15 protein-coding genes are annotated in these 17200 nt (G+C 68.0%); 9 read left to right on the top strand and 6 right to left on the bottom strand.

What is annotated here, in order from left to right:
- Window positions 1-42 precede the first annotated feature (42 nt).
- The 6 genes from QLQ85_RS13875 (at window position 43) to QLQ85_RS13850 (ending at window position 7814) form a co-directional block, all read left to right on the top strand.
- Window positions 43-1488 (top strand): ATP-binding protein, encoded by a 1446-nt coding sequence (locus QLQ85_RS13875; protein ID WP_282739543.1) that lies wholly within the window; start codon window positions 43-45, stop codon window positions 1486-1488.
- Complete coding sequence (locus QLQ85_RS13870) at window positions 1485-2204, top strand: response regulator (RefSeq protein WP_282739542.1); 720 nt, start codon at window positions 1485-1487, stop codon at window positions 2202-2204. The genes QLQ85_RS13875 and QLQ85_RS13870 overlap by 4 nt, the downstream gene beginning before the upstream one ends.
- A gap of 101 nt (window positions 2205-2305) precedes the next feature.
- On the top strand, window positions 2306-2974 hold the full coding sequence (locus tag QLQ85_RS13865; RefSeq protein WP_282739541.1) for a Spy/CpxP family protein refolding chaperone: 669 nt from the start codon (window positions 2306-2308) through the stop codon (window positions 2972-2974).
- 542 nt (window positions 2975-3516) lie between these two features.
- The gene (gene betT / locus QLQ85_RS13860) at window positions 3517-5565 is read left to right on the top strand and encodes a choline BCCT transporter BetT (protein WP_282722025.1); all 2049 of its coding nucleotides are present in this window, start codon (window positions 3517-3519) and stop codon (window positions 5563-5565) included.
- Window positions 5566-5710: 145 nt separating this feature from the next.
- Entirely contained in the window at window positions 5711-7456 is a 1746-nt protein-coding gene (gene dauA / locus QLQ85_RS13855) for a C4-dicarboxylic acid transporter DauA (RefSeq protein WP_282739540.1), read from the top strand.
- Window positions 7457-7574: 118 nt separating this feature from the next.
- A complete protein-coding gene (locus tag QLQ85_RS13850) occupies window positions 7575-7814 on the top strand; it encodes a hypothetical protein (RefSeq protein WP_282739539.1) in 240 nt (79 codons plus the stop codon).
- A 37-nt stretch (window positions 7815-7851) separates the two neighbouring features.
- Here QLQ85_RS13850 and QLQ85_RS13845 read toward each other — a convergent pair whose 3' ends face one another.
- The 3 genes from QLQ85_RS13845 to QLQ85_RS13835 form a co-directional block, all read right to left on the bottom strand.
- The gene (locus tag QLQ85_RS13845; protein WP_282739538.1) at window positions 7852-8271 is read right to left on the bottom strand and encodes a secondary thiamine-phosphate synthase enzyme YjbQ; all 420 of its coding nucleotides are present in this window, start codon (window positions 8269-8271) and stop codon (window positions 7852-7854) included.
- Between the two features lie 172 nt (window positions 8272-8443).
- Window positions 8444-8887 (bottom strand): cupin domain-containing protein, encoded by a 444-nt coding sequence (locus tag QLQ85_RS13840; RefSeq protein ID WP_282739537.1) that lies wholly within the window; start codon window positions 8885-8887, stop codon window positions 8444-8446.
- Between the two features lie 35 nt (window positions 8888-8922).
- Entirely contained in the window at window positions 8923-9732 is an 810-nt protein-coding gene (locus tag QLQ85_RS13835) for a methyltransferase domain-containing protein (RefSeq protein ID WP_282739536.1), read from the bottom strand.
- A 259-nt stretch (window positions 9733-9991) separates the two neighbouring features.
- On the opposite strand from QLQ85_RS13835, the gene QLQ85_RS13830 reads away from it, so the two are divergent.
- Genes QLQ85_RS13830 through QLQ85_RS13820 form a run of 3 tightly spaced genes read left to right on the top strand, consistent with a single transcriptional unit; the run spans window position 9992 to window position 12146 of the window.
- Window positions 9992-10621 (top strand): RNA polymerase sigma factor, encoded by a 630-nt coding sequence (locus QLQ85_RS13830; RefSeq protein ID WP_282739535.1) that lies wholly within the window; start codon window positions 9992-9994, stop codon window positions 10619-10621.
- Entirely contained in the window at window positions 10618-10860 is a 243-nt protein-coding gene (locus tag QLQ85_RS13825) for an anti-sigma factor family protein (RefSeq protein ID WP_282739534.1), read from the top strand. The genes QLQ85_RS13830 and QLQ85_RS13825 overlap by 4 nt, the downstream gene beginning before the upstream one ends.
- A gap of 32 nt (window positions 10861-10892) precedes the next feature.
- The gene (locus QLQ85_RS13820) at window positions 10893-12146 is read left to right on the top strand and encodes a MerC family mercury resistance protein (protein WP_282739533.1); all 1254 of its coding nucleotides are present in this window, start codon (window positions 10893-10895) and stop codon (window positions 12144-12146) included.
- A 73-nt stretch (window positions 12147-12219) separates the two neighbouring features.
- Here QLQ85_RS13820 and adhP read toward each other — a convergent pair whose 3' ends face one another.
- The 3 genes from adhP to QLQ85_RS13805 all read right to left on the bottom strand — a co-directional run bounded on the left by adhP (window position 12220) and on the right by QLQ85_RS13805 (window position 17055).
- Complete coding sequence (gene adhP, locus QLQ85_RS13815) at window positions 12220-13248, bottom strand: alcohol dehydrogenase AdhP (RefSeq protein ID WP_282739532.1); 1029 nt, start codon at window positions 13246-13248, stop codon at window positions 12220-12222.
- A 286-nt stretch (window positions 13249-13534) separates the two neighbouring features.
- Window positions 13535-15055 carry an acetaldehyde dehydrogenase ExaC gene (exaC, locus tag QLQ85_RS13810; protein ID WP_282739531.1) on the bottom strand — a complete coding sequence of 507 codons (1521 nt, stop codon included), beginning with the start codon at window positions 15053-15055 and terminating at the stop codon, window positions 13535-13537.
- Window positions 15056-15273: 218 nt separating this feature from the next.
- Window positions 15274-17055: a PQQ-dependent methanol/ethanol family dehydrogenase gene (locus QLQ85_RS13805; RefSeq protein ID WP_282739530.1), complete on the bottom strand. Its 1782-nt coding sequence runs from the start codon at window positions 17053-17055 to the stop codon at window positions 15274-15276.
- Between the last annotated feature and the right edge of the window lie 145 nt (window positions 17056-17200).

Below are 17200 nucleotides of genomic sequence, written 5' to 3'. Positions count from 1 at the left end.
CGGGCGATGCTGTGGTCTCCGTTCTTCCGTCTCGAGTCGCCCATGAGCCCCCGCCTCCCCCGCCCCGCCGTGTCCCGCCTGGGCATCAAGCTGTTCGTGATCATCCTGGTGGTCAACGTGGCCATCTCGGCGCTGGTCTTCCTGGCGGTGTCCCGCAGCCTCGACCGCGGCTTCATCGAGTACCTCGACACCACCCAGACCAATCGCGCCGAGACCCTCGCCGAGGGGCTCGGCGAGGAGTGGGCCCGGCGCGGCGACTGGCAGTGGCTGCGTCACTCTCCCGATGCCTGGCACCGCCTGGTGCGCCGCCAGCTGTGGCCGGGCGAAGGGCCACCGCCCCACGGCATCGAGCGCCGCCTGGGCGAACCCAGCGACTTCGTGCTCCACGACGCCGGCGGCCTGCCGGTGATCGGCCTGCCCCCGGCGCCGCCCGACGAGCATGAGCCTCCCCCCGAGCTGCGCTGGCTACCCATCGTCTACGACGGCGAGCGGGTCGGTACCCTGGGGTACCGCCCCCCCGAGCAGTTGATGGCGCGCATGGATCGCATCTTCCTGGCGCGCCAGCAGCGCAGCCTGGCGATCATCGTCGGCTCCCTGGGCATCGCCTCGCTGCTGCTGGCCGGGGGGCTCTCCTGGTGGCTGGGCCGGCGCACCCGCAGCATGGCGCTGGCCACCCGGCGACTCACCGAGGGCGACTACAGCATCCGACTCCCCGAACGGGGGCGCGACGAGCTTTCGCGGCTGGCCCGCGACTTCAACGTCCTGGCCGGCACCCTGGAGGCCAGCCGCGCGGCGCGCTCGCGCTGGGTCTCCGACATCGCCCACGAGCTGCGCACCCCGCTCGCCGTGCTGCGTGGCGAGATCGAGGCGATGCAGGACGGCATCCGTGCCCTGGACCAGGACAACCTCCACTCCCTCGCCCAGGAAGTGGGCCAGCTCGAGCGCCTGGTGGCCGACCTGCGGCTGCTCTCCCAGAGCGATGCCGGGGCCCTCGAGGTCCAGCTCGCCCCGCTGGATCTGGCCGAGAGCCTCGCGGGTCGACTGGAGGACGCCCGCGGCTGGCTCGCCGACAGTGGCATCACGCTCGAGACCGATATCACCGGCACGGCCCGGATCCGCGGTGATCTCCAGCGCCTGCGCCAGCTGTGGAACAATCTTCTCGACAACACCTGTGCCTACACGCACGCCCCCGGCCGGCTCCGGGTGAGCGTGCAGCCACTGGCGAACGGGGTCCGGGTAACCTGGGAGGACAGCGCCCCGGGCGTACCGTCACCGGAACTGCCGCGGCTGACCGAACGCCTCTACCGGGTCGAGGGCTCGCGCAGTCGCGCCAGTGGCGGCAGCGGCCTGGGGCTCTCCATCGCCTCCGCCCTGGTCAAGGCCCATGGCGGACGCATGGTGGCCTCGTCATCGGCGCTCGGTGGGTTATGCTGGACGCTGGAGTTTCCGGCACTCGACGACCCAGGCCTCAGGGAGAGACTCGCATGAACTACCACGACACCCCGGCGGACACCGTCCTGATCGTCGAGGACGAGCCCAAGATCGCCCGGCTGGTCGCCGATTACCTGGAGGGCAACGGCTTCTCCACCCACCACCTGGACCACGGCGATGCGGTACTGCCCTGGCTCGAACACGCCAGGGAGGGCGGCCAGGCCCCCGACCTGGTGCTGCTCGACCTGATGCTGCCGGGCACCGACGGCCTGACCCTGTGCCGCGAGATCCGCCAGCGCTGGCCGCGGCTGGCGGTGATCATGCTCACCGCGCGGGTCGAGGAGGTGGACCGCCTGCTGGGCCTCGAGCTCGGCGCCGACGACTACATCTGCAAGCCCTTCAGTCCGCGGGAAGTGGTGGCCAGGGTCAAGGCGGTACTGCGCCGCAGCCGGGCGGCCCAGGATCCCGCCACCGCGACCGGCAGTGACCTGGTGCTCGACGACGACGGCTGGCGGGCGCTGGCCGACGGCCAGGACCTGGGCCTGACCGCGGTGGAGTTCCAGCTGCTGCGGGTGATGATGCACGCCCCCGGCCGGATCTTCTCCCGCGACCAGTTGATGGATCACATGTACCGCGACCACCGCATCGTCTCCGAGCGCACCGTGGACAGCCACGTCAAGAAGTTGCGCAAGAAGATCGGCGAGGTGTGGCCGGAGCGGGAGATCATCCGCTCGGTCTATGGCGTCGGCTACAAGTACCAGCCGGAGGAGTAGGAGAGCGCGCGATGCACGACCTTTGCACCTTCGCTGCATCGCCCTTGCACGGCGCCGGGCGAGACTGCCATCGTCAACTCAAGCCCTCGAGGAGTGCCACCATGAAGACATCCCTGTCGCGCAAGCTGCTGCTGCCCGCCCTGCTCGCCGTCGCCATCGCGCCACTGTCGCTTGCCGCCACCGCCGGCCCCCACGGCGAGGGACGCCATCAGGGCTGGGAGCAGTATCGGGAGCAGCGCGAAGCCCAGCGCCAGGCGCTGTTCGAGCGCGCCGGTCTCGACGAGACCACCCGCGAGGCCCTGGAAGAGGCCCATGGCGAACACCACCAGGCCATGCGCGAGCTGCACCAGCAGCACCGCGAGCGTGTCGACGGGATCCTCGACGAGGAGCAGCGTGAGGCCCTCGCGGAGGCCCGCCGTGAAATGCACGAGGAGCATCGCAGCGAGTGGCGCGAGAGCCGTCGTGCCGCCATGGAGGAGCGCCTCGAGACGCTGGTCGACAGCTGGGAGCTCAGTGACGAGGAGCGCGAGGCCCTGCGTGAGGCCCGCGAGTCGATCTATGCCGATCTCGAGGAGCTGCGCGGCCGGGATTTCGACTCCCGGGAGGAGCGTCGCGAGGCCATGCGGGACATGCGGGCCACGCATCAGGCCAGCCTGGCCGAACTGCTCAGTGACGAGCAACTGGAGGAATTGAAGGCCGCCATGAGACCGCGCGGAGACGAGGCCCATGGCAAGCGCCACGGCCATTCTCCCTGGCATCACGACGGCTGACCCGTCCCTCTCCCGCTGCGTTCCCCCCCTGGCCCGACCTCCGTGTCGGGCCTTTTCGTGCCAGGCAGCCACAGGGCGATGCCGGGGACGTTGTAGAGGATCACCATCGCCACGACCACCAGCCTGGAATTTCCCGGGCCGGCTGCCGTGCCAGCATTCAACGCAGGGTTGCAGCCGACACCAGAAGCACGTATTTTATTTGAACGATCAATCAATAAAAAATCATTATGCAGCACGCACCGAACCACGGCCAGCGATACCCGGTGACGACGCACTCGCCTGGTGACACCGCCGGGCGAGGCCGGTGTCCGTCGCCGTCCCGGTCAAGCCTGGCGGTGCCGATGCTGCTACCCGTCTCATGTCCAATGGCGACACCTGAGGAGCCGGGGCTAGCATGGCGTACCGGTTGGCGTTATTTTGATTGCGCGTTCAATTAAAATCACACCACGACATCATCCGGACGCTCGCACGACAGCCCTGCCCACCCGTCGCCCGACGACGGCGTGAGACTCGACATCAACAACATTCAGGGAGTCAGTCCCATGGCGCATGACAATGCCCCCCTCGAACGACGGGATCGTCTCAATCCGGCCGTGTTCCACGGTTCGGTTGCCGGCATCCTGGTCTTCCTCGTACTGACCATGCTTTTCACCGAGCAGGCCGGTGCCTTCTTCGATGCCGGCCTGGCCTGGGTCAGCGAGACCTTCGGCTGGTACTACATGCTGGCGGTCGTGGCCTACCTGGTCTTCGTGATCGCCATCGGCGCCTCGCGCTTCGGCAGCATCCGCCTCGGTCCCGACCACTCGCGGCCGGAGTTCTCGCTGCTCTCCTGGTCGGCAATGCTGTTCGCCGCCGGCATCGGCATCGACCTGCTGTTCTTCAGCGTCGCCGAGCCGGTGGCCCACTACCTGGCGCCACCGGACATGACCCCGGAGAGCCAGGAGGCGATGCGCGCCGCCGTGGTCCAGACCTTCATGCACTGGGGGCTCTCCGGCTGGGGACTCTACGTGCTGATGGGCATGGCACTGGCCTACTTCAGCTATCGCCACCGCCTGCCGCTGGCCATCCGCAGCGCCCTCTATCCGCTGCTCGGCAAGCGCATCCACGGCCCCATCGGCAGCGCCGTGGACATCACCGCGGTGATCTCCACGGTGTTCGGCATCGCCACCAGCCTGGGCATCGGCGTGATGCAGCTGAACTACGGTCTGGCCTACATGTTCGACGTGCCCGAGAGCCTCTCGGTGCAGATCATCCTGATCGCCCTGGTGGTCGTGCTCGCGACGATCTCGGTGGTCAGCGGCGTGGAGAAGGGCATCCGCCGGCTCTCCGAGTTCAACATGCTGCTGGCACTGGCGCTGCTGCTGTTCGTGCTCTTCCAGGGTCACACCCTGAAGCTGCTCGACATGGTGGTGAACAATGCCGGCGACTACTTCTCGGGCTTCGTGGCCAAGAGCTTCGATACCTACGCCTTCGCCGGCGACGCGGCCAACGAGTGGAAGATGTGGTGGACGATCTTCTTCTGGGGCTGGTGGATCGCCTGGACCCCCTTCGTCGGTCTGTTCCTGGCGCGCATCTCCCGCGGCCGCACCATCCGCGAGTTCGTCGCCGGCGCCCTGTTCATCCCGTTGGCCTTCATGATGGTGTGGATGTCGGTATTCGGTAACAGCGGCATCGACCTGGTCGCCAACCAGGGCGTGGTCGAACTGGGCGAGCAGGCCCTGAACACCCCCCAGACCACCATGTACACCCTGCTCGAGCATTACCCCTGGGTCGGACTCACCGCCGCCGTGGTCACGGTGCTGGGCATCGTCTTCTTCGTCACCTCGGCGGACTCCGGCGCCCTGGTACTGGCCAACTTCACCTCGATCCTCTCCGACGTGAACCACGACGCCCCGGTGCGCCTGCGCATCTTCTGGTCGATGGTGATCGGCCTGATCACCATCGCGCTGCTGATGGCCGGCGGTCTGGCCGCCCTGCAGAGCGCCGTGGTGATCACCGCCCTGCCCTTCTCGCTGGTGATCTTCGCGATCATGGTGGGCATGTACAAGGCACTCAAGCTGGAGGGTCGCAAGGCCGATGCCCGGCGCCGCGTCTCCGGCACCGCCCCGGGTGGCGACTGGCGCGAGCGCCTCGACCGCGCCCTGGACACCTCGACACGCGCCGGTGCCGCCGCCACCATCGAGCACGCCATCCGGCCCGCGCTGACCCAGTTCGCCCAGGAACTGGAGAGCCGCGGCCAGGAGGCCACGGTGACCGAGGAGCCTGTCGAGGGCGAGCCGCTGCCGAACCTGACCCTGCAGGTGCTGCTGGAGAATGCCTCCAGCTTCGTCTATCAGGTCTGCCCGCACCGCATGCGCACACCGAGCTTCCTGCCGGTGGACGACGACTACTACGTGCGGCTGGACGTCTACCTGGCCGAGGGTGGTACCGGACAGGACCTCAACGGCTATACCCGCGGCCAGGTGATCGGTGACGTGCTCTCGGAGTACGAGCGACACCTGCACTTCCTGGCACTGGCCGGCGAGGGCGGCAACGTCCAGGCCATGCCCGGCGCCGTGGGCCAGCCGCCTGCCGAGGCCACCCAGGCCTGAACCGCGGCTCGGCGCCCATCACGACAACGGCGACGCCTGCGGGCGTCGCCGTCTTGCGTCAGGGGCCGTCATACCTTGGCCGCCTTGCGGCAGTGCAACGGCCGGGCGTAGCTTAAGGGGCTCGTCTCGCCGGCAAGGAACCGCCATGTCCCACCCACCCCGCCCCCCTGCTTACCGTCTTCCCATGCCCGGTAGCGCCCTGATTGCCGCCTGGCGACAGGGTTACGGCTTCGCCGAGTTGCGGCGTGACCTGATGGCGGGGCTGACCATCGGCATCGTCGCGGTGCCGCTCTCCATGGCGCTGGCCATCGCCACCGGGGTGCCGCCCCAGCACGGCCTCTACACCGCGATCGTCGCCGGCGCCATCATCGCCCTCACCGGCGGGTCACGCTTCAACATCTCCGGCCCCACCGCCGCCTTCGTGGCGATCCTCTTCCCCATCGTCGCCAGTCACGGCATCGGCGGGCTGCTGATCGCCACGCTGATGGCCGGGCTGATCCTGGTGGCCCTGGGGCTGGCGCGGCTGGGCAGCCTGATCCAGTTCGTGCCCTACCCGGTGGTGCTGGGCTTCACCGCGGGCATCGCGGTGGTGATCGCCCTGCTGCAGCTCCCCGATTTCCTGGGCCTGGCCGGGGTCGAGCTCGGCGACAGCACCCCGCACAACCTGGCCGCCATCGCCCGCGGACTGCCGAGCCTGGCGCCGGCCGAGCTGGGCATCGGCCTGGTGACGCTGGCCACCCTGGTGCTCTGGCCACGGCTCGAGCTGCCGGTGCCGGCACCCCTGGTGGGCCTGGTGGTCGGTACCCTGGCCGCGCTCGCCATCACCCCGCTGGGGGTGGAGATCGACACCATCGCCTCGCGCTTCGGCTGGGAGTTCCAGGGCCGAAGCGGCAGCGGCATCCCGCCCTTCGCCCCGGCCCTGGTGGCGCCCTGGCGGTTACCCGGGCCGGACGGCACGCCGCTCGCGGTGGACTTCGCGCTGATCCGCGAGCTGCTCGGCCCGGCACTGGCCATCGCCATGCTGGCGGCCATCGAGTCGCTGCTCTGCGCGGTGGTGGCCGATGGCCTGACCCGCACCCGCCACGACCCCAATGCCGAGCTGGTCGGCCAGGGGATCGGCAACATCGTGGTGCCCTTCTTCGGCGGCATCACCGCCACCGCCGCACTCGCCCGCACCGCCACCAACATCCGCAGCGGCGCCGCCTCGCCGCTGGCCGCCGTGGTGCATTCGCTGGTGGTGTTGCTCGCGGTGGTGGCCCTGGCCGGCGTGCTCGGCCTGGTGCCCATGGCGGCGCTGGCCGCCCTGTTGTTCATCATCGCCTGGAACATGAGCGAGGCCCGCCACTTCCTGCACACCCTGAAGAGCGCCCCGGCGAGCGACGTGGCGATCCTGGTGATCTGCTTTGCGCTCACGGTGATCTTCGACATGGTGCTGGCGGTTGCCGTGGGCATGGGGCTCGCCGCGGCGCTGTTCATCCGCCGCATGGCCGAGCTGACCCATGCCCGCCGCCTCGACGCCGACGACAGCGAACTGGCCCGCGACCTGCCCCGTCAGGTGGCGCTCTACGACGTCAACGGCCCGCTGTTCTTCGGCGCCGCCGAGAAGGCGATCTCGTCGCTGCGGGTGGTGGACCCGGAGGTCAGGGTGGTGATGCTCGACATGCGCGACGTGCCGAGCCTGGACGCCACCGCCATCGTTGCCCTGCAGTCGCTGGTCGAGGAGCTGCGCGCGCAGCGGGTGGGGCTGATCTTCATCGGCATGCCGGCGCGGATGGTGATGAAGCTGCGTCGCGCCGGCCTGTATCGCGAAGCCGGCCGCCTGGCCGCCGTTCGCCACCTGGACCATGCGCGGCGCCTGGCAGGGCACTGGCTGGAAGAACAGCGACCCTAGTCGCGCCACGCGCTGGTTCTGAGCATCTTCACCGGCGACTGACTGGCAGCACCGCACGAGACATCGCCGGGCCTCGACTAGACTAAGGACCATCTACCGCTCATGGAGCTAAACGACTATGAGTTACCGATTCCTCGAGGTCATCACCGACTATCCCACCACGGAGGAGGCGTACGTCCTGCTGCTGCATCTCGACCAGATCGCGCAGATTCGTCCCGAGGCCGAGGCGGAAAACGAGCCGCGCCACGAGCCGGTGGCCGTGGTCATCCTGGCCAGCGGCGAGATGGTGATCCTCAAGAACAGCTACAAGAGTGTGGTCAAGCGGCTCACCGATGCGAAGATGGTGATGCGGCCATGAGAGCTCGCCCCGGGGGCTGAGCGCGCCTCGCCGTGACTCATTCACCCTGCAGGGTGGCGATCAGCCGGCGGGCACCGCCGTGGTCGCGATGCTCGCCGAGCCACAGGCCCTGCCAGGTCCCCAGCGCCAGACGGCCGCCGCGCACCGCCAGGGTCAACTGGGTGCCGAGCAGGCTGGCGCAGATATGGGCCGGCATGTCGTCGGGGCCCTCCAGGGTATGGCGGAAATAGGGCAGGTCGCCGGGAATGCGCTCGCGCAGGAAGGCATCCAGGTCGTGGCGCACGTCCGGGTCGGCGTTCTCGTTGAGCGTCAGCGACGCCGAGGTGTGCAGCAGCTGCAGGTGCAGCAGCCCCGTCGACACCTCCCGCAACCCGGGCAGGCCGTCGGCGACCTCGTCGGTGATCAGGTGAAAGCCGCGCGGGCGCGGCGCCAGGCGCAGTTCCTGCTGTCGCCACATGACCCGGCTCCTTTTCGTCGGGGTATTCCCGCCATGCTAGCGTGCTGTCCCGCTATCGCAAGAGCGCCGCACTCCATGCCCGGCGTGCAGCGCCCCTGCGATACATCGGTGGGTTCGGTTGCACGGGGGCATCCCTCAGCAGCCTCGGCCCCGCCACAACCGAGCTCACGGCTTACTCGCTCGCCACCGTCGTGGGCTGGCCTTCCGTCCCGGCGAACACCACCAGTACCTTGGCGTCGCTATCCGAGACATTGAAGAGTTGATGGTCCCGGTTGAGGGCCTCGATATAGGCCTCTCCCGGCCCGTAGACATGGGGATCGCCACCCTCGGTGCGCAACTCGACCTCGCCCTCGAGGATATAGACGAAGACCGGGACCGGGTGTTGATGCAGGGGCGTACGCCCACCGGGCTCGATGGTGCCGATCACCGAGACGATCTCCGGCGATCCCTGCTGCCAGGCGATGGCGTCGCCGTCGCGGGTCGTGGTCGTCTTCAGAACCGGCTCGGTCTGGAAGCCTGCCGGCAAGGCATCGTCATCCTGGGCGAGTGCCGCGGTAATGGGCAGGGCCGCGACCAGCCCCAGGGCCAGTGCTGACTGCTTGATGATGGCTTTCATGGTACCTCTCCTCTCTCGGATGAACGCCTGGTTGTCTAGGCCTTGATGGCCAGCAACGAGATGCTCTTGACGCCGTAGGTCTCGCTGGCACCCCGAGCCGATTCGGTCAGGAAGCGGTACTCGGGGTGCTCGCGGACGATCCGGACAGTGAGACCCGCCGCCTCGATGGCTGCACGGTAGTCGTCCTGCTGGCTGGCCCCGCCGATACAGGCGGCCCACAGGGTGGCGTTGCAGGAGACCTTCTCCGGCAGCGGCGCCTCGGTGACGATGTCGGCGAGCGCCAGCCGCCCGCCGGGGCGCAGCACCCTGGCCGCCTCGGCGAAGACCCGCGGCTTGTCCGCCGACAGGTTGATGACGCCGTTGCTGATCACCACGTCGACGCTGCCGTCGGCGAAGGGCGGTGACTCGATGTAGCCGGCATGGAACTCGACGTTGGTAAAGCCCGCCTCGGCGGCCAGCCCTGACGCCTTCTCGCGCTGGGCCTCGGTCATGTCGAGCCCCAGCACCCGTCCCTCGGGCTCCACCGCGAGGGCGGCGAGCAGGCTGTCCATGCCGGAACCACTGCCGAGGTCGAGCACCGTCTCGCCGGGCAGGAGCTCGGCCAGGTCGAGGAAGTGACCGACCCCGGCGAAGGAGTCGATGGCCGCGGCGGGGATCCGGTCCAGGGCGTTCGGTTCATAGCCCAGCCGCTCGGCCAGCGCCCGCCCCATCTCGAAGTGGAAGTCCCCCTCCGGCGTCTCGGCCACCTCGCGATACATCGCCTTGACCCGCGCCTCGAGCTCGCGGCGATCCACCGCGGGTGAGGTGGATGGGGCACGGGACGTGGAAGCTGCCGTGATGGTCATGCTCTCTCTCCTCTTCGGCTTGGCGTGGCACGACACCCGAGTGCCGTGTGCCCCCAGGACGCAGCCGCCTTCGGGATGGTTCCCGGCACGGGACGGGAACCCGGGGGCCGGTCGCCGCGTCCCTGCCATACCCTCGACTTGCCCGCCGCCGGCGCGCGTCCCATGCTCCAAGAGGTGAGCCATGCCCCTTGCCAGCCCGTTCACCAGCCCCCCGATGCCGTGGCCCGCCATGCCCCATCGGGACGACTCGGGAGCCTTCATGAGCTACCGCGATGCGGCCAGCCGCCGGCAGTGGTTCGAACAACGCCTGGAGCCATTGATGGACCGGCTCTACGGCACGGCCCTGCGCCTCACCCGCCATCCGGACGATGCCGAGGACATCGTCGCCGAGGCGGTCGGCAAGGCCTGGACCCGGCTCGACAAGCTGCGCGATCCCGAGCGCTTCGAGGCCTGGCTGTTCCATATCCTCACCAACACCTTCATCAGCGAGTGGCGGCGGCGGCAGAGTCGCCCCCAGGCCCCCGGTGGCAACGAACCGCCGTCCCCGGACGACCTCGACACCGGCGACTTCACCCTCTTCCAGCAACTGCATCAGCCCTTCCTGCTCTGGTGGGGCAGCCTGGAGGAGCAGTTCTTCAACAGCCTGCTGCAGGAGGACCTGCAGCGAGCCCTGGACGCCCTCCCCGACCCCTTCCGGGTGACGATTGTGCTGGTGGAGGTGCAGGGCTATACGTATGACGAGGTGTCTCGCCTGCTCGGCATCCCGCTGGGCACGGTGCGCTCGCGGCTGAACCGGGCGCGTGCCCGGCTGCAGAAGACGCTCTGGGAGCAGGCCAGGGAGGCGGGCGTGACACCCCACCACCCGGGGCAGGGAGGGCCGCGATCATGAACCCAAGGGAGCCGAGCTGCGAGGAGGTCATCGAGCGGCTCTTCGACTATCTCGACCGTGAGCTGGATCACCGGCAGGCGGCCGATATCGAGCGACACCTGAGCCGCTGCCGCGACTGCTTCACACGCGCCGAATTCGAGAAACGACTACGGGCCAGGGTGGAAGCCGCCGGCACGGTGAAGGCCCCGACGCGTCTGCGTCACCGCATCCGCAGCCTGCTCGACCAGTTCGACGACTAGGCGGATCGCCCCGCCCCGGGAGGAGAATTCTCATGGTAGCCATACTCGGGTACTCGCCCCGGCAGATCAGCGATGCCGTCCAGGGCATGTACAGTGCCGTGGCCGACACCCCGGACTCCCCCTTCCACTTCCCCGTCGGTGGCTCGGCCTGCCGGGCGCTCGGCTACCCCGAGGAGCAGCTGGCGGACCTGCCGCCTCCGCTGCTGGCCTCCTTCGCCGGCGTCGGCTACCCCTTCCGGGCCAGGGCCATTCACTACGGCGACCGGGTGCTCGACCTCGGCGCCGGCGCCGGCAACGACTCGCTGATCGCCGGCCGCCTCGTCGGCCCCGACGGCCGGGTCATCGCCCTGGACCTCACCGCCGCCATGACCCGCAAGCTCAAGATCACCGCCGCCGGCACCGACAATCTGAGTGTGGTCCAGGGCTCGGCGGAGCGGCTGCCGCTGCCCGATGCCAGCGTCGACAGCATCACCAGCAACGGTGCCCTCAACCTGGTACCGGACAAGCGTCGCGCCGTCGCCGAGATGTTCCGGGTGCTCAAGCCCGGTGGGCGCCTTCAGCTCGCCGACGTGGTGATCCATCGTCCAGTCTCGGTGGACTGTCACGAGGACCCGCGCCTGTGGGTCGAGTGCGTGGTGGGGGCCACCGTCAGGGAGGAGCTACTGGCGCTGTTCGCGGAGGCCGGCTTCGAGGAGGTCGAGGTGGTGGGCAGCCACGACTACTTCGCCCTGAGCCCCAGCGCCCAGACCCGAGAGGTCGCGGCGAGCTTCGGCGCCCATGCCATCGAGGTCGGCATGCGCCGCGGTGAATCGGGACCCTCGCACCTGCGGCAGTGGTGGCAGCGGCGCGACCCCAGGCGCTGGTTGCTGCTGTTGCGCCGCCGCGGGCTGCTCGGCATCGCGGCCCTGTGCCTGGCGCTGCTGAGCTGCTACGGCACCCTGGCGCTGGTCGGCCTGCTGCCGTTGCTGGGCATTGGCCTGGCCCTCGACGAGGGGGCCTGGACGCTTGCCATCGCCGCCTTCGTGCTGCTGACCCTGGCAACGCTGGCCGCCGGCATCCGGCGCCATCACGCCGTCGGCCCGACGCTGCTGGCGACGGCGGGCAGCGCCACCATCCTCTACGCGCTGTTCGTCGACTATCACGCCTCGGTCGAGCTGGCCGGCTTCGTGCTGCTGGCCGCCGCCACCCTGTGGGATCTCAGGCAACGACGACGGCAGGAGGCCCGGGTGCTGGGATTATCGGGGAGCCAGCAGAACACGCTACCGGGACGCGGTGGGCTTCGGTAGCGCCGAGGCCGGTGACAGCAACGACACGGGGCGCGACCAAGGTCGCGCCCCACGGGTCGTCGCCGGTCGGCGTTCAGCCGGCCATGTCGAGCACGATACGACCCTCGATCTGGCCGTCGAGCATCCTCTTGAACACCTCGTTGATGTTCTCCAGGCGATCGGTGGCCACCGTCGCCTTGACCTTGCCCTCACCGGCAAAGTCCAGCGCCTCCTGGAGATCCTGGCGCGTGCCGACGATCGAACCGCGCACGGTGATGCCGTTGAGCACGGTTTCGAAGATCGGCAGCGGGAAATCACCGGGCGGCAGGCCATTGAGCGAGATGGTGCCGCCGCGGCGCACCATGCCCTGGGCCTGCTCGAAGGCCTTGGGCGACACCGCGGTCACCAGCACCCCATGGGCACCGCCGATCGCCTTCTTCAGGTAGGCAACCGGGTCGGTCTTGGCCGCATTGACGGTGACGCTGGCCCCCAGCCGCTCGGCTAGCGCCAGCTTGGCGTCGTCGATGTCGACCGCGGCCACGTTGAGCCCCATGGCCCTGGCGTACTGCACCGCCATGTGCCCCAGCCCGCCGATCCCCGAGATCACCACCCACTGGCCAGGGCGGGTATCGGTCACCTTGAGCCCCTTGTAGACGGTGACGCCCGCGCATAGCACCGGTGCGATCTCGACGAAACCGACACTATCAGGCAGGTGGCCGGCGTAGTCGGCGACGGCCAGGGTGTAGTCGGCGAAGCCGCCGTTCACCGAATAGCCGGTGTTCTGCTGGGTCTCGCACAGGGTCTCCCAACCCCCCAGGCAGTGCTCGCAGTGGCCGCAGGCGGAGTGCAGCCAGGGCACCCCGATCCGATCGCCCTCCTTGACGTGCTTGACCCCCGCGCCCGCGGCCGCCACGTGACCGACCCCCTCGTGCCCGGGAATGAAGGGCGGACTGGGTTTGACCGGCCAGTCGCCGTGGGCGGCATGCAGGTCGGTATGACAGACCCCGGAGGCGGCGATCTTTACCAGCACCTCGCCCGGACCGGGGCGCGGCACCTCGACCTCCTCGATGGCCAGGGGCTCACCGAACTGCCGCACCACGGCGGCTTTCATCGTCTTGTCCATCTCGACTCTCCTCTCGAGGCAACCCATCCGGTTGCCGGTGGATGTTGGCGTCAGGGGCTCTGGAGGCTAGAAGGGAATTCACCCTCATCGTACGCCCGGGGGAATGCCGTCTCACGGACGGCAAGCGCCGGAGCGGAAATATCATGGCGCCCCTTGACCGGGGTCACGGTCAGCAGCTGACGCCGTAAAAAAGGGGCGCGACTCGCGTCGTGCCCCAAGCTTCTCACCGCTGACACTACACGGCTTGCCTTGCGAGAAATGCCTTCACGGCGTCGTGACCCCGGCCTCAGAAGAAGCCCAGCGGGTTGGTGTCGTAGCTGACCAGCAGGTTCTTGGTCTGCTGGTAGTGCTCGAGGGCCACCTTGTGGGTCTCGCGGCCCACGCCGGACTTCTTGTAGCCACCGAAGGCGGCATGCGCCGGGTACTGGTGGTAGCAGTTGGTCCACACCCGGCCGGCCTGGATACCCCGCCCCATGCGGAAGGCGACGTTGATGTCGCGGCTCCACACCCCGGCGCCGAGGCCGAACTCGGTGTCGTTGGCGATGGCCAGCGCCTCGGCCTCGTCCTTGAAGGTGGTCACCGCGACCACCGGGCCGAAGATCTCCTCCTGGAACACGCGCATGCTGTTGTTGCCCTTGAGCAGCGTCGGCTGGATGTAATACCCCTTGTCGTAGGCCGGGTCGAAGCTCTCCTTGTCGCCGCCGGTGAGGAACTCGGCGCCCTCCTCGCGGGCGATCTCCATGTAGGACATGATCTTGTCGAACTGCTCCTGGGACGCCTGGGCGCCGACCTGAACGTCGGTATCCAGCGGATTGCCGCGCTTGATCTTGCCCACCCGTTCCATGACCTTGGCCATGAAGGCGTCGTAGATGCTCTCCTGGATCAGCGCCCGCGACGGACAGGTGCACACCTCGCCCTGGTTGAAGAAGGCCAGCACCAGCCCTTCCGCGGCCTTGTCGATGAACTCCGGCTCGGCATCCATGATGTCGGCGAAGTAGATGTTCGGCGACTTGCCGCCCAGCTCCACGGTGGAGGGGATGATGTTCTCGGCGGCGCACTTGAGGATGTGCGCGCCCACCGGGGTGGAGCCGGTGAAGGCAATCTTGGCGATACGCTTGCTGGTGGCCAGGGCCTGACCCGCCTCGGCGCCATAGCCGTTGACCACGTTGACCACCCCGGCCGGCAGCAGGTCGCCGACCAGCTCCATCAGCTTGAGGATCGACGCCGGGGTCTGCTCGGCGGGCTTGAGCACCACGCAGTTGCCGGCGGCCAGTGCCGGGGCGAGCTTCCAGACGGCCATCAGCAGCGGGAAGTTCCAGGGGATGATCTGCCCCACCACCCCCAGCGGCTCGTGGAAGTGATAGGCCACGGTGTTGGCGTCGATATCGGCGGCAGTGCCCTCCTGGGCGCGGATGCAACCGGCGAAGTAGCGGAAGTGATCGACCGCCAGCGGGAGGTCGGCGTTGAGCGTCTCGCGCACCGCCTTGCCGTTGTCCCAGGTCTCGGCCACGGCGAGCATCTCCAGGTTCTGCTCGATGCGATCGGCGAGCTTCAGCAGGAGGTTGGAGCGCTCGGCGGCGGAGGTCTTGCCCCAGGCGGGCGCGGCGGCGTGCGCGGCGTCCAGCGCCAGCTCGATGTCCTCGGCAGTGGAGCGCGGGATCTCGCAGATCACCTCACCGTTGACCGGGCTGATGTTGTCGAAGTACTGGCCCTTGACCGGGGCGACGAACTCACCGCCGATGTAGTTGCCGTAGCGTTTCTCGAAGGAAACGACCGATCCAGTGCTACCGGGATTGGCGTAGATCATGACGTGCACTCCTGCGTGTATGGAGATCTCTGGTGGCTCGGCGGCCGGCGAGGTGCCGTAGTCGTTGACCGGGCCTGTGTAGAGCGTAGCGAAATCTGACGAACGGCCCATGCTGCTATGGGGGGGAACGACGGGGGCCTTTGGTCGTAGGTCGCGAGCCTCGGGGTCGGTACCCGGCCCGGCAACACCGGGCCCGGCAACACCGGGCCGGGCAGCGCTCAGCGATCGGCCAGGTCCTGGCCGGCGTGCTCCGCCGGGAGCTTGAAGGTCCACAGCATGCCCCCCTGATTGAAGTCCTTGACGACCTTGGCGACCTCCCCCCCCCACAGCGGCACCGCGCCCCCCCAGCCCGAGGCGACGGAGACATACTGTTCGCCGTCCATGGTCCAGGTGATGGGCGTACCGACGACCCCGGAGCCGGTATTGAAGCGGTACAGTTCTTCACCGGTTCTGGCATCGAACGCCTTCAGGTAGCCCTCCGGGGTGCCGGTAAACACCAGGTTGCCTGCCGTGGCCATGACACCGCCCCACAGCGGGGCACGGTTCTCATGGCGCCAGACTTCCTCACCGGTCTTGGGATCCATGGCCCTGAGCACCCCGATGTAGTCCTCGTTGGCCGGCTTGATGGTGAACCCCGCTCCCAGATAGGCCGCCCCCTTCTTGTAGGAGACCGGTTCGTTCCAGATATCCATGGCCCATTCGTTGGAGGGCACGTAGAACAGGCCGGTATCCTGGCTATAGGCCATGGGCATCCAGTTCTTGCCCCCCAGGAAGGCCGGCCGGGCCAGCACGCTCTCGCCTTTCTCGCCCTCCACATCGGCGGGGTCGCCTGGCCGCCCCTCGGTAAAGATCGGCCGACCGTTCTCGTCGAGCCCCTCGGCCCAGGTGATCTCGTCGACGAACGGGAAGCCACGGATGAAGCTGCCGTCGCTACGATCGAGGACATAGAAGAAGCCGTTGCGGTCGGCGGTAGCGGCCGCCTTGACGGTCGTGCCGTTCTCTTCGTAGTCGAAGGAGATCAGTTCGTTGACGCCGTCATAGTCCCAGCCGTCGTTGGGCGTGGTCTGGAAGTGCCACTTGATGCTGCCGTCATCGGGGTCGAGCGCCACCCGGGAGGAAGAGAAGAGGTTGTCCCCGGGGCGCAGGTGCGAGTTCCAGGGTGCCGGGTTGCCGGTACCGAAGAACAGCGAGTCGGTATCCGGATCGTAGGTCCCACCCAGCCAGGTTGCCGCACCGCCGGTCTTCCACATGTCACCCGGCCAGGTCTTGCCGGCCTCTCCACCGGAAATCCCGTTCTCGATGGCTTCGCCATCCTGGTAGACATAGCCCATGTGGCCTTCGACGGTCGGACGAGTCCAGAGCTTGTCCCCGGTAGCCGGATCATACGCCTCGACCTTGCCGACGATGCCGAACTCACCACCGGAGACACCGGTGATCAGCTTGCCCTTGACGATCATCGGGGCAGCGGTGATGGAATACCCTTCCTGATAGTCCGCCACCGGCTTGATCCATACTACCTTGCCCGTCTCCTTGTTCAGGGCGACCAGCTTGGCATCGAGGGTCGCGAAGAAGAACAGATCGCCATACAGGGCGCCGCCGCGATTGATCACGTCACAGCACGGCATGATGCCATCCGGCAAGCGGGCATCGTACTGCCAGATTTCCTCGCCGGTCCTGGCGTCGATGGCATAGGCACGCGAATAGGAGGCCGTGACGTACATCACGCCATCCTCGACCAGGGGTTGGGATTCCTGGCCGCGCATCTTCTCGCCACCGAACGAGAAGGCCCAGAGCGGCTGCAGGGACTGGACGTTGTCCGTATTCAGGATATCGATGGCACTGTAGCGCTGACCCTGCAGCCCCATGCCGTAGCTGACCACGGTATCGGCCGTTTCGTGATCGTTCATGATATCCTCATCGGTGACCGCATATGCACCAGAGGACACGGCCAGCGCGAGGGCACTGAGGGCAAACTGTCGACCGACTGGATTCAATTTCATGGTTGCGCTCTCACTCTCTTGTTTTCAGGATGTCGCGGCACTCCGGGAAATCTTCCCGTCTCCCCGGCAATTCTTGTCGGCAAGGTTTCCGGCAACAATCGAACCCTCGCACGACTTCCCTCATCACTTGGTAGTAAGACCTTCA

The organism is Halomonas kalidii (assembly GCF_030010475.1).
GTDB lineage: Bacteria > Pseudomonadota > Gammaproteobacteria > Pseudomonadales > Halomonadaceae > Halomonas > Halomonas heilongjiangensis.
This window is presented reverse-complemented; position numbering and strand designations above follow the sequence as displayed.

What these genes read in the sequence shown, in the direction of transcription:
- QLQ85_RS13875 (WP_282739543.1), top strand. Translation starts at nt 43, where the DNA reads ATGAGCCCCCGCCTCCCCCGCCCCGCCGTGTCCCGCCTGGGCATCAAG.
- QLQ85_RS13870 (WP_282739542.1), top strand. Translation starts at nt 1,485, where the DNA reads ATGAACTACCACGACACCCCGGCGGACACCGTCCTGATCGTCGAGGAC.
- QLQ85_RS13865 (WP_282739541.1), top strand. Translation starts at nt 2,306, where the DNA reads ATGAAGACATCCCTGTCGCGCAAGCTGCTGCTGCCCGCCCTGCTCGCC.
- betT (WP_282722025.1), top strand. Translation starts at nt 3,517, where the DNA reads ATGGCGCATGACAATGCCCCCCTCGAACGACGGGATCGTCTCAATCCG.
- dauA (WP_282739540.1), top strand. Translation starts at nt 5,711, where the DNA reads ATGTCCCACCCACCCCGCCCCCCTGCTTACCGTCTTCCCATGCCCGGT.
- QLQ85_RS13850 (WP_282739539.1), top strand. Translation starts at nt 7,575, where the DNA reads ATGAGTTACCGATTCCTCGAGGTCATCACCGACTATCCCACCACGGAG.
- QLQ85_RS13845 (WP_282739538.1), bottom strand. Translation starts at nt 8,271, where the DNA reads ATGTGGCGACAGCAGGAACTGCGCCTGGCGCCGCGCCCGCGCGGCTTT.
- QLQ85_RS13840 (WP_282739537.1), bottom strand. Translation starts at nt 8,887, where the DNA reads ATGAAAGCCATCATCAAGCAGTCAGCACTGGCCCTGGGGCTGGTCGCG.
- QLQ85_RS13835 (WP_282739536.1), bottom strand. Translation starts at nt 9,732, where the DNA reads ATGACCATCACGGCAGCTTCCACGTCCCGTGCCCCATCCACCTCACCC.
- QLQ85_RS13830 (WP_282739535.1), top strand. Translation starts at nt 9,992, where the DNA reads ATGAGCTACCGCGATGCGGCCAGCCGCCGGCAGTGGTTCGAACAACGC.
- QLQ85_RS13825 (WP_282739534.1), top strand. Translation starts at nt 10,618, where the DNA reads ATGAACCCAAGGGAGCCGAGCTGCGAGGAGGTCATCGAGCGGCTCTTC.
- QLQ85_RS13820 (WP_282739533.1), top strand. Translation starts at nt 10,893, where the DNA reads ATGGTAGCCATACTCGGGTACTCGCCCCGGCAGATCAGCGATGCCGTC.
- adhP (WP_282739532.1), bottom strand. Translation starts at nt 13,248, where the DNA reads ATGGACAAGACGATGAAAGCCGCCGTGGTGCGGCAGTTCGGTGAGCCC.
- exaC (WP_282739531.1), bottom strand. Translation starts at nt 15,055, where the DNA reads ATGATCTACGCCAATCCCGGTAGCACTGGATCGGTCGTTTCCTTCGAG.
- QLQ85_RS13805 (WP_282739530.1), bottom strand. Translation starts at nt 17,055, where the DNA reads ATGAAATTGAATCCAGTCGGTCGACAGTTTGCCCTCAGTGCCCTCGCG.